Source organism: Catellatospora sp. NPDC049111 (assembly GCF_040648615.1).
Classification (GTDB): Bacteria; Actinomycetota; Actinomycetes; order Mycobacteriales; family Micromonosporaceae; genus Catellatospora; species Catellatospora aurea.
In genome coordinates, this window is record NZ_JBEZEB010000006.1 from 398181 (window position 1) to 407770 (window position 9590).

Consider the following 9590-nt stretch of genomic DNA (forward strand, 5'->3'; position numbering starts at 1 on the left):
GCGCGGGGGTGGTGGCCACCACCCCCGCGCCGCCGGTCAGGCGATGGCGCAGGCCGCTCCGTTGAGCGTGAAGGAGGCGGGCTTCGCGGTGTTACCGGTGTGGGTCGCCTGGAACCCGATGCTGACGGATCCGCCGGCGGGGATGGCGGCGTTGTAGGCCAGGTTCCTGGCGGTCACCTGCCCGCTGGTCGGCGCGTAGACCGCGTTCCAGCCGGAGGTGATGGCCTGGCCGCCGGGCAGGGTGAAGACCAGGGACCAGCCGTTGACGGCGGCGGAACCCGTGTTGGTGATGGTGATGTTCTCGACCAGGCCGTTGTTCCACGCGTCGATGGCGCTGGTGACACGGCAGGAACCGGTGCCGGGCGGCGCGGACGGGCTCGGCGACGGGGACGGGCTCGCCGGTGCGCTCGGACTGGGTGACGGGGACGGGCTGGCCGGGGTGCTCGGGCTAGGCGGGGTGCTCGGGCTGGGCGGGGTGCTCGGACCGGCGGTCAGGCCGAAGAACGCGACGGCGGCCGCCGCCATGCCACTGGACGGCAGGCTGTGGCCCGCCCCCTGAATGCTGAGCGCCTCGACCCGCACGGTGCCCGACGCATCGGCGTAGCGGCGGCGGTTCCAGTTGGCCTGCGGGGTGTCGGAGGAGGTGGGCGTCTGGCCGAGTCCGTGCACGTTGGTCCACTGCTCGATCGACTCCTGCAGCAGCGAGTACGGCACGAGGGTGTCGCTGGTGCCGTGCCACAACTGCACCCGGGGCCGCGTGCCGGTGAAACTCGGATTGACCTGCCGGACCGCGTCACCCCACTGCTGCGGGGTGCGGTTCATGCCGCCGCCGGTGCACTGGCTGCTTCCCGGTGGGTAGTCGGCCGCGTTGGCGAAGCAGTTGAACGGCACGCCCATGAACGACGCTCCGGCCTTGAACCGGTCCGGGTAGAGGGCGAGCATGTGCTGGGTCATCATGCCGCCCGACGAGCTTCCCGTGGCGTAGACACGGTTGGCGTCGCCGCCGTACTGCAGCACGGCGTGGGCGACCATCGACATGATCGAGACCGGGTCGCTGCCGCCGTCGCGGCGTTTGGCGGCATCCGACCACGTGTCGAAACACCTGCCGAACCCGGCCTCCTGCATGGCGCTCGGGTAGATGACGATGAAGCCGTACTGGTTGGCCAGCGACGCGAACTCGCTGCCGGAGTAGAAGCCGGGGCCCGAGCCCCCGCAGCCGTGCATGGCGACCACGATCGCGGGGTTGGCCGGGCGGGAGTCGGGCACGTAGACGTGCATGCGCATGCCGCCCGGGTTGCTGCCGAAGTTCGTCACCTCGACCAGAGAGGCGGCGAACGCGGGCTGGACCGCAGGAATCGTGACTCCGGCGACCGCCAGCGAGGCAGCGAGGGCGAGCAGCAGCTTTCGCTTGATCTTCTTCACGGTGTGTCTCCTTGGTTCCCCGCACGGGTCGGGGAGAGGCCGTGCCGCCGCGCTCACGCGACGGGCGCACGGCAAACCGGACGGCGGCTGACGGCGTGATGGCCCGAGGTGGTGGCACTCGTCCCGCCGATGCCACTGGACGGCCGCGTTGCCCGGTCGTCCGCACGTGGCCACGCACCGCGCAGGTCCGCCGTGTTCTGGGCTGCGACCGGTCCCGACGCCCGGTTCCGCGACCGTCGCATGACACATAGAGTCCCCTGTGGACGCAAAACTGTCAATCGATGTACGGCGATAGGTTTACCGTCGGCACCGGTCCGCGGTGGTGCCAGCCCCACCTGGCGGCATCGGACCAGCACTATCGATCCCCGGTGGTCGGCTGCCTAGCGTCGTGGACATGGACGAAGACATCCCCGCCCTCGCCGTCGAGGCCCTCACCAAACGACACGGAACCGGCGCGGGCGCCGTCGACGCGCTCCTCGGCGTCGACCTCACCCTCGCCCGCGGCACGTTCACGGCCGTCATGGGCCCGTCAGGCTCCGGCAAGTCCACCTTCCTGGCCTGCGTGGCGGGCCTGGAGCAGCCGACGTCCGGCCGCGTCGTGCTGGAGGGAGCCGACGTCACCCAGTGGGACGAGGCCAGGCGCACCCGGATGCGCCGGGACCGCATCGGTTTCGTGTTCCAGGACTTCAGCCTCGTCCCCTACCTGACCGCGGCGGAGAACGTGGCACTGCCCGCCCGCCTGGCCGGGCGGCGCGCCGACCCGCAGGCCGTGCGGCAGGCGCTGGCTCGGGTGGGGCTGGCGGACCGGGCCGGGCACCTGCCCGGCGCACTGTCCGGCGGCCAGCAGCAGCGGGTCGCCATCGCCCGCGCGCTGGTCACCCGGCCCGCTCTGCTGCTGGCCGACGAGCCCACCGGCGCGCTCGACAGCACCACCGCCCGCGAGGTGCTGTCGCTGCTGCGGGCAGCCGTCGACGAGCTGGGGCAGACGACGGTGATGGTCACCCACGACCCGGTCGCGGCCTCCCGCGCCGACACCGTCGTGTTCCTGGTCGACGGGAAGATCGCCGGGCGGATGGCCGCCCCCACCGCCGACGCCGTCGCCGCGCAGCTGGCCCACCTCGACCAGCTCACCCGGGCAGCCCGATGACCGCCCTGGCCCTGCGCTCGCTGCGCCACCGTATCCCCGCCGCCGTGGCGACCCTGGCGGCCGTCCTGCTCGGCACCGCGCTGATGGCGTCGTTCGCCACCCTGGTGCAGTCGGCCGGCGGCGCGCACGACGACGACCGCGAGCTGCTGATCATCATGGGCGCCGTCGTCGGCGGCTGGGGGTCGCTGATCGTGCTGTTCTCGGTGGCCTCGACCGTCGGCATCGTCGCCGAGCAGCGGATCGGCGAGGCCGCCCTGCTGCGGACCATCGGCGCGACCCCGCGGCAGGTGCGGGCCCTGATCGTGTACGAGGCCACCGCCGTGACGCTGCTCGCGGCGGCCGTCGGCGCGGGCGTCGCCGTGTTCGGCGGCCGGGCCCTGTTCGACGCCGTGCAGCGCGGCGGGCTGATCTCGACCGCGTCGGCCTACGGCGGAGGTCCGGCCGCACTGACCGCGGCGGCCGGGGTGGTGGTGCTGGTCAGCGTGGTCGCCGCAGTGATCTCATCGAGACGCGCCGACCGTGGGCCCGCCGCGTTCTCGCTGCGCCAGGCGGATGTTCCGGACCGCCGTCTGCCCCGGTGGCGGGCCCTGACCGGCGTCGTGCTGGCCGGGTCCGGGGCGGCCGCGGCGGTCGTCACCGTCACCGTCACCGGTAAATCCGCCGACCCGTACGCCGCGATGCAGACCTCGGGGTCGGCCGCGATCGTGGCCGGTGTCGGGCTGGCCGCGCTGGCCCCGGTGCTGCTGCGGGCGCCGGCCCGGGCGCTGCGCCCGCTGCTGGCCAGGTCGGGCGGCGGCTACTTGGCCGCCGAGAACACGACCCGGCGGGCCCACGTGTTCGCCGCGATGCTCGCCCCGGTCATCGTGTTCGTGTCGACCGCCGTCGGGACGCTGCTGATGGTCGGCATCGACGGCCGTACCCGCGACGCGGCGAGCGATCCCGAGGGCGTCGCCGACACCATCACGACGATCAACGCGGTGGTCATCGGGATGATCTGCCTGTTCGCGGCCATCATGGTGGTCAACGCGGCCGTCGCCGCGGTGGTCCACCGCCGGGCCGAACTCGACCGGCTGTGGCGTCTCGGCGCGACGCGCGGGCAGCTGCGTGCCGGCGTCGTGCTGGAGGCGGCGGTCGTGGCGGCGGTCGGGATCGTGTTCGGGCTGCTGGGCTCGACGGCGACGGCCGTGCCGTACGCGATCGTCCGGCACGAAGGCGTGCTGCCCGACGGTCAGCTGTGGCTGGTGCCGGCGGTCGCGGCCGTCGCGGCGGCGCTGGCCGTCGCCGCCGCCTGGAGTGCACACCGGCGGGCGGACCGGTGGAAGACTCTGCGTTCATGAAGACCTCGCACGGGTGGTCGGCGCCGCTGTCGGCGGTGCCGGCCACCGCCGTCGACCGCGCCGGGCTGGTGCAGCGGCTGCGGCTCACGGCGCTGTCGGCGGGCCATGCCGGGGCGGGGATCGCGGCACTGGTGCTGGCGCTGCTCATGACCGGCGCGTTCCCGGCGCTGCTGTCGCTGACCGGGTTGCTGATGCTGTGGCTGCTCGTCCCGCTGGCGGCCGGGCTGGCCCGGGTGCACCGCACGGTCGCGGCACGGGTGCTGGACGAACCCGTCACCGCCGGGTACGCCGACACCACCGGCCGCAACCCGGTCACCGCCATGGCGATCTGGGTCCGCGACCCGGCGCGGTGGCGCGACTTCGCGTTCTGCTGGTTCGCCGGCACCGGCGGCCTGGCCATGTCCCTGGTGCCGGTGCTGCTCCTGGTCGGCCCGGCGGCGCACGTCGTCATCGGCGCGGCGCAGGGCAGCCTGCTGTGGAGCACGACCGCCTTCCTGCTGCTGGGGCCCGCGCTGCTGGGCTGGTGGTTCGTCACCGTGCCGCTGGTCCGCGCCCGGCTGCGCGCCGACCAGGCCATCCTCGGCCACTCCCGCAGCGAGCGGCTGCGCCGGCGGTTGGACCAGGTCGTCGAGTCCCGCACCGCGACCGTCGACCACAACGCCGCCGAGCTGCGCCGGATCGAACGCGACCTGCACGACGGCGCGCAGGCGCGGATCGCGGCCGCGGGCATGAACGTCGGGCTGGCGGAGAAGCTGGTGTACACCGACCCGGACTCGGCCGTCGAGTTGCTGCGGGAGGCCCGGGAGACCACGGTCAGCGCGCTGGAGGACCTGCGTACGCTCGTGCGGGGCATTCATCCGCCGGTCCTGGCCGACCGGGGGCTCGGCTGGGGTGTCGAGGCCCTGGCCATCCCGATCCCCATCCCGGTCACCGTCGCGCTGCGCCTGCCGCGGCTGCCCCCGCCGGTCGAGTCGGCCGTCTACTTCGCCGTCGCGGAGTGCCTGGCGAACGTGGCCAAGCACGCGCGGGCGTCGCGGGCCTGGGTGGTCGGCGACCACGACGGCGATACGCTGCGGCTGACCGTCGGCGACGACGGCGAAGGCGGCGCCGACCCGCGCGGCGGCGGGCTGGCGGGGGTGGCCCGGCGGCTGGCGGCCTTCGACGGGACGCTGACCGTGACCAGCCCGGCCGGTCACGGGACCGAGGTGCGGATGGAGGTGCGGTGCCAGGCCCGCTGAGAGCCCTCGTGGCCGAGGACCAGATGCTGCTGCGCGTCGGTCTGACCAGGATCCTCGACGCCGCCGGCATCGCGGTCGTCGCCGCGGTCGCCGACGCCGAGGCGCTCGCCGCAGCGCTGGGCCGCGACGACGTCGACGTCGCGATCGTGGACGTGCGCCTGCCCCCGACGCTGACGACCGAGGGCCTTGAGGCGGTGATCAGGGCGCGCTCGTCCCGGCCCGGCCTGCCCGTGCTCGTGCTCAGCCAGTTCGTCGAGCCGCTGTACGCCCGCGAACTGCTGGCCGGGGGCGCCGGGTCGGTCGGCTACCTGCTCAAGGACCGGGTCGTCGACGTCGACGGATTCGTGGCGGCCGTACGCCAGGTCGCCGGTGGCGGCACGGTGCTCGACCCGGAGGTCGTGGCCGGGCTGCTCAGCGCCCGGCCGCTCGACCGCCTCACCGGCCGCGAGCGGGAGGTGCTCGCGCTCGTGGCCCAGGGCCGGTCGAACGCCGCGATCGCCACCCGGCTGCACGTCACCGAGAAGGCCGTCGACAAGCACATCAACAACATCCTGACCAAGCTGGACCTGTCGCCGACCCTCGACGACAACCGCCGGGTGCTGGCCGTGCTCGCCTGGCTCGACGCCGCCTGAGGCCGCCGCCGGACATGGACCTGGCCGAGATCCTCGCACAGCTGCGATCCGCGCCAGGTCCACCGACCGGATCCGGTGATGAACCGCCGGAGTCGTCAGACTGACGGGGCAGTGGCGCCTTCGGCCTGCCACTGCGCTTCGTGGCCGGGTTCCGGCAGCACCCGGCCCCCTTCGACGGCCGATTGCGCCGGGCTGTCCTCGATGACGACCAGCACCCGCGCCTCCTCCACCCCGGCGATACGCGCCGCGGCGGCCGACACCTGCAGCGCCAGCCGGGTGGTGTCCTGCTGCGGGTGGCCACGCCGCGACCAGCCGCTGATCAGCACCGGACGGCCGGGTTTCGCCCCGACGTACACGTCCTCCGGCGGCAGTTCGGTGAACACCACGTTGACGTACTCCGGTGGCACGTGGTTGATGTCGGAGTGGATTCTGGTGATCTCCGCGGCGAGCGCGGCCTTGGCCCGGGCGCTCAGCGTGCCCTTGGCGGTGGTGCAGCTGTAGAGCGGCATCTCGCACCTCACCGAATGCTGTCGCCCGCGGCGCTCAGAGCGCGGTCTTCTCAGGCTTGGTGTGCACCACGATGACGGTGGGACCGGCGGTCCCCAGCGCGGCGGTGAACTCGGACTCCAGCTGCTCGGTCGTGGTGACCTCGACGCTGCGGCAGCCGAAGCCGCGGGCCACGCCCGCGATGTCCAGTCCGGGCAGGTCGAGTCCGGGCACGCCCGGGGTGTGCTCCAGCTCGGCGAAGGACTTCAGGATGGAGTACTCGCCGTTGCGCATGGCCACGAACACGATGGGCAGCTGGTGCTGGGCGGCGGTCCACAGTGCCTGGATGGAGTACTGGAAGGACCCGTCGCCGATCAGGGCGATCACCGGGCGCTTCACCTGCTGGGCTTTCAGGCCCATGGCGATGCCGATCGTGGCCGGCAGCGCCCACCCGATGCCGCCGCTGGGCGTGCCGTAGAACGACTGCGGCTCGGTGGTCGGCAGCCATTGCATGTGCTGGCCCATGGTCGACGTGGACTCGTTGACGATGACCGCGTGCGGCGGCCGGACCCGGCTCAGCGCCGCGTACACCTCCTCTGGCGTCAGCGGGCTGCTCGGCGTGGCGGGCAGCTTGCGCGGCCACTCCAGCGGCGGCGGCGCGGTGCGGGCGCCGCCGGCGGCCACGAGCTCGACGAGCTGCCGGATCGCCTGCCGGGTGTTGCCGAGCAGGCTGTCGCCGACGCGCGCGGCACCGGCCACCGCGGGATCCTGGGTGATCTGCAGCAGATCCGTGCCCGCGGGCAGGACGTCGCCGGAAACCCAGGGGTAGTACCGGAACACCTCGGCGCCGATGACGACGACGAGGTCGTGTCCGGCCAGCCGCTCGCTGACGCTCTTCAGGGACATGCCCAGCGGCCCCTGGTAGAGCGGGTGATCCTCGGGGAACGAGGTGCGGTCGGCCAGGGGCGCCCCGTAGACGGCGGCGTTGAGCTTCTCGGCCAGCGCCACGGCGTCCTGCCATCCGCCCGCACGGTCCACATCCGGGCCGAAGACCAGGGCGGGATGCTGGCTGTCGCTGATGCGGCCGGCGAAGTGGCGCAGGCGTTCCGGGTCGGGCGCGTAGCTGCTGCTGACCGAGCGGCGTACGGCGGGTCCGTCCAGGGGCTGGTTCCAGTCGTCGAGCGGGATGGACAGGAACACCGGGCCCGCGGGCGGCTGCAGTGCCATGGCGTACGCCCGCATGAACGCCTCGGGCACCGCCTCGGCGCGGGCCGGCTCGTAGGACCACTTCACCCAGGGACGCGGCATCATCGTCGCGTCGGGGCTGCTCAGGTAGGGGTCGCCGACGAGCATCTCCCGGTGCTGCTGCCCCGCGGTGATGATGAGCGGCGTGTGGCCCTTGTTGACGGCGATCAGGTTGCCCATGCTGTTGCCGAGCCCCGCGCAGGAGTGCAGGTTGACCAGTGCCGGACGGCCGGTGGCCTGCGCGAAGCCGTCGGCCATCGCGATCGCCGACGCCTCCTGCAGCGCCAGGACGTAGTGGAAGTCGTCGGGAAAGTCCTGTAGGAAGGTCTGCTCGGTCGATCCCGGGTTGCCGAACACCGTGGTCAGGCCCAGCGAGCGGAGCAGGTCATAGGTGACACTGTGGACGGTCGTCTTGATGTTGTTCATGTCAGCAGTCCGCTCCTCGTAGGTGAGCACACCGGGCGACCGCTGCATGCGGCTACCGCTCATCGGCCGCCGCCGCCCACGATCACGGAACCTACACAGCGTACATTTACAACTACGCCGTGTAGTGACCACTGCCGGATGGTAGTGGCGGTTCGACCCATCTCCGCACGGTCGGACCGCCGTTCGTACCGGGACGCTTTCGGTGTTGACTGGTGAAGGCGGCCCGGTACGTGATGCTTGTCCGGTTCAGGGGACGAGCGCTCCGTCGCGGAGCGTGACGACGCGGTCGGCCATCTCCATGAGCGCCGCGTCGTGGGTGGCGACCAGTGCGGTCATGCCCCGGGCGTGGACCAGGGCGCGGAGCAGGTCCATGATCTGGCGGCCGGTCTCGGAGTCGAGCTGGCCGGTCGGCTCGTCGGCGATGAGCAGCTGCGGGTCGTTGGCCAGCGCGCGGGCCACCGCCACGCGCTGCTGCTGGCCACCGGACAGCTCGTAGGGCCGCTGGTTGGCGTGCCCGCCCACCCCGACCAGCTCCAGCAGCACCGACACCCGCTGGTCCCGCTCGGCCGGGCGCACCTTCGCCAGCCGCAGCGGCACCCCGACGTTCTCCGCCGCGGACAGGATCGGCACGAGCCCGAACGACTGGAACACGAACCCGATCACGTCCCGGCGCAAAGCGACCAGCTGCGCCTCGGCCGCCGAGGTGATCTCCTGCCCGGCGATGAACACCTTGCCCGAGGTGGGCCGGTCCAGCCCGCCGATGATGTTGAGCAGGGTCGTCTTGCCCGCACCCGACCGGCCGCGCACCGCGACCAGCTCACCACGGCCCGCGGTGAACGACACGTCGCGCACCGCGTGCACGACCTTGCCCGCCCGGCCGAAGTCACGGCTGACACTCTCCACCCTGACCAGTTCCTCAGCCACGGCGCACCTCCACATGGTCGGACTCCAGGTTCAACTTCACCCGGTCCTTGAGCTCCAACTCCTGCACGAACGACTGCGGCAACTGCATCCGCCCCGCCCGGTCCAGCACCGCGTACTCCTCACTGACCAGCTCCGTGCCGCCGTCGGCGGTGGTCCGCGAACTGCGCCGCACCTCCGAGGCCAGCCGCCCGTCACGGATCGCCACCGTCCGGCGGACCTGCGTGGCCACGTTCGGATCGTGGGTCACCACGACCACGGTCACCCCCAGCTCGGCATTGATCGTCTGCAACGCGCCGAACACGTCCGCGGCGGTCGACTCGTCCAGCTCACCGGTCGGCTCGTCGGCGAACAGCACCTCCGGGTCGTTGGCCACCGCCAAAGCGACCGCGCAGCGCTGCTGCTCACCACCCGACATCTGATCCGGGCGGCGGTCCGCGCAGTAGCCGACGCCGACCATCTCCAGCAACTCCATCGCCCGCTCGCGCGCCCTACGGCCCGAGCGCGTGCCCGCCAACCGCATCGGCGTGACCACGTTCTCCAGCGCGGTCAGATACGGCAGCAGATTGCGGCCGGTCTGCTGCCACACGAACCCGACCATGTGCCGCCGGTACGACAACCTGCGCCCCGCCTTCATGGTGAGCAGGTCGTACTCGCCCACCCGGGCGATGCCCGCGGTCGGCACGTCCAGCCCCGACAAGATGTTGAGCAGCGTCGACTTGCCCGACCCGGACGC

At 72.7% G+C, this 9590-nt stretch carries 9 protein-coding genes; 4 read left to right on the forward strand and 5 right to left on the reverse strand.

Features of this window, described 5'->3' with window-relative positions; all coding sequences use genetic code 11:
- Positions 1 to 36: 36 nt before the first annotated feature.
- The gene (locus AB0B66_RS12315) at positions 37 to 1422 is read right to left on the reverse strand and encodes a PHB depolymerase family esterase (RefSeq protein ID WP_360527199.1); all 1386 of its coding nucleotides are present in this window, start codon (positions 1420 to 1422) and stop codon (positions 37 to 39) included.
- Positions 1423 to 1816: 394 nt separating this feature from the next.
- Here AB0B66_RS12315 and AB0B66_RS12320 point away from each other — a divergent pair, with 394 nt between their 5' ends.
- The 4 genes from AB0B66_RS12320 to AB0B66_RS12335 are packed head-to-tail and all read left to right on the forward strand — an operon-like array spanning position 1817 to position 5776.
- Positions 1817 to 2569 (forward strand): ABC transporter ATP-binding protein, encoded by a 753-nt coding sequence (locus AB0B66_RS12320; protein WP_360527202.1) that lies wholly within the window; start codon positions 1817 to 1819, stop codon positions 2567 to 2569.
- On the forward strand, positions 2566 to 3906 hold the full coding sequence (locus tag AB0B66_RS12325; protein WP_360527205.1) for an FtsX-like permease family protein: 1341 nt from the start codon (positions 2566 to 2568) through the stop codon (positions 3904 to 3906). The genes AB0B66_RS12320 and AB0B66_RS12325 overlap by 4 nt, the downstream gene beginning before the upstream one ends.
- Complete coding sequence (locus AB0B66_RS12330) at positions 3903 to 5144, forward strand: histidine kinase (RefSeq protein ID WP_360527208.1); 1242 nt, start codon at positions 3903 to 3905, stop codon at positions 5142 to 5144. Before AB0B66_RS12325 ends, AB0B66_RS12330 begins: the two co-directional genes overlap by 4 nt.
- A complete protein-coding gene (locus AB0B66_RS12335) occupies positions 5141 to 5776 on the forward strand; it encodes a response regulator transcription factor (RefSeq protein ID WP_360527241.1) in 636 nt (211 codons plus the stop codon). Before AB0B66_RS12330 ends, AB0B66_RS12335 begins: the two co-directional genes overlap by 4 nt.
- Before the next feature lie 95 nt (positions 5777 to 5871).
- Here the strand turns inward: AB0B66_RS12335 and AB0B66_RS12340 are convergent, their stop codons facing one another.
- The 4 genes from AB0B66_RS12340 to AB0B66_RS12355 form a co-directional block, all read right to left on the reverse strand.
- Positions 5872 to 6285, reverse strand: a complete 414-nt coding sequence (locus tag AB0B66_RS12340) for a tautomerase family protein (RefSeq protein WP_360527211.1) — start codon at positions 6283 to 6285, stop codon at positions 5872 to 5874.
- 34 nt (positions 6286 to 6319) lie between these two features.
- Positions 6320 to 7981, reverse strand: a complete 1662-nt coding sequence (gene mdlC / locus AB0B66_RS12345) for a benzoylformate decarboxylase (RefSeq protein ID WP_360527214.1) — start codon at positions 7979 to 7981, stop codon at positions 6320 to 6322.
- Positions 7982 to 8179: 198 nt separating this feature from the next.
- Positions 8180 to 8857 carry an ABC transporter ATP-binding protein gene (locus tag AB0B66_RS12350; protein WP_360527217.1) on the reverse strand — a complete coding sequence of 226 codons (678 nt, stop codon included), beginning with the start codon at positions 8855 to 8857 and terminating at the stop codon, positions 8180 to 8182.
- Positions 8850 to 9590: ABC transporter ATP-binding protein (locus AB0B66_RS12355; protein ID WP_360527220.1), on the reverse strand; the 741-nt coding region annotated here is incomplete at its 5' end. The genes AB0B66_RS12355 and AB0B66_RS12350, both read right to left, overlap by 8 nt.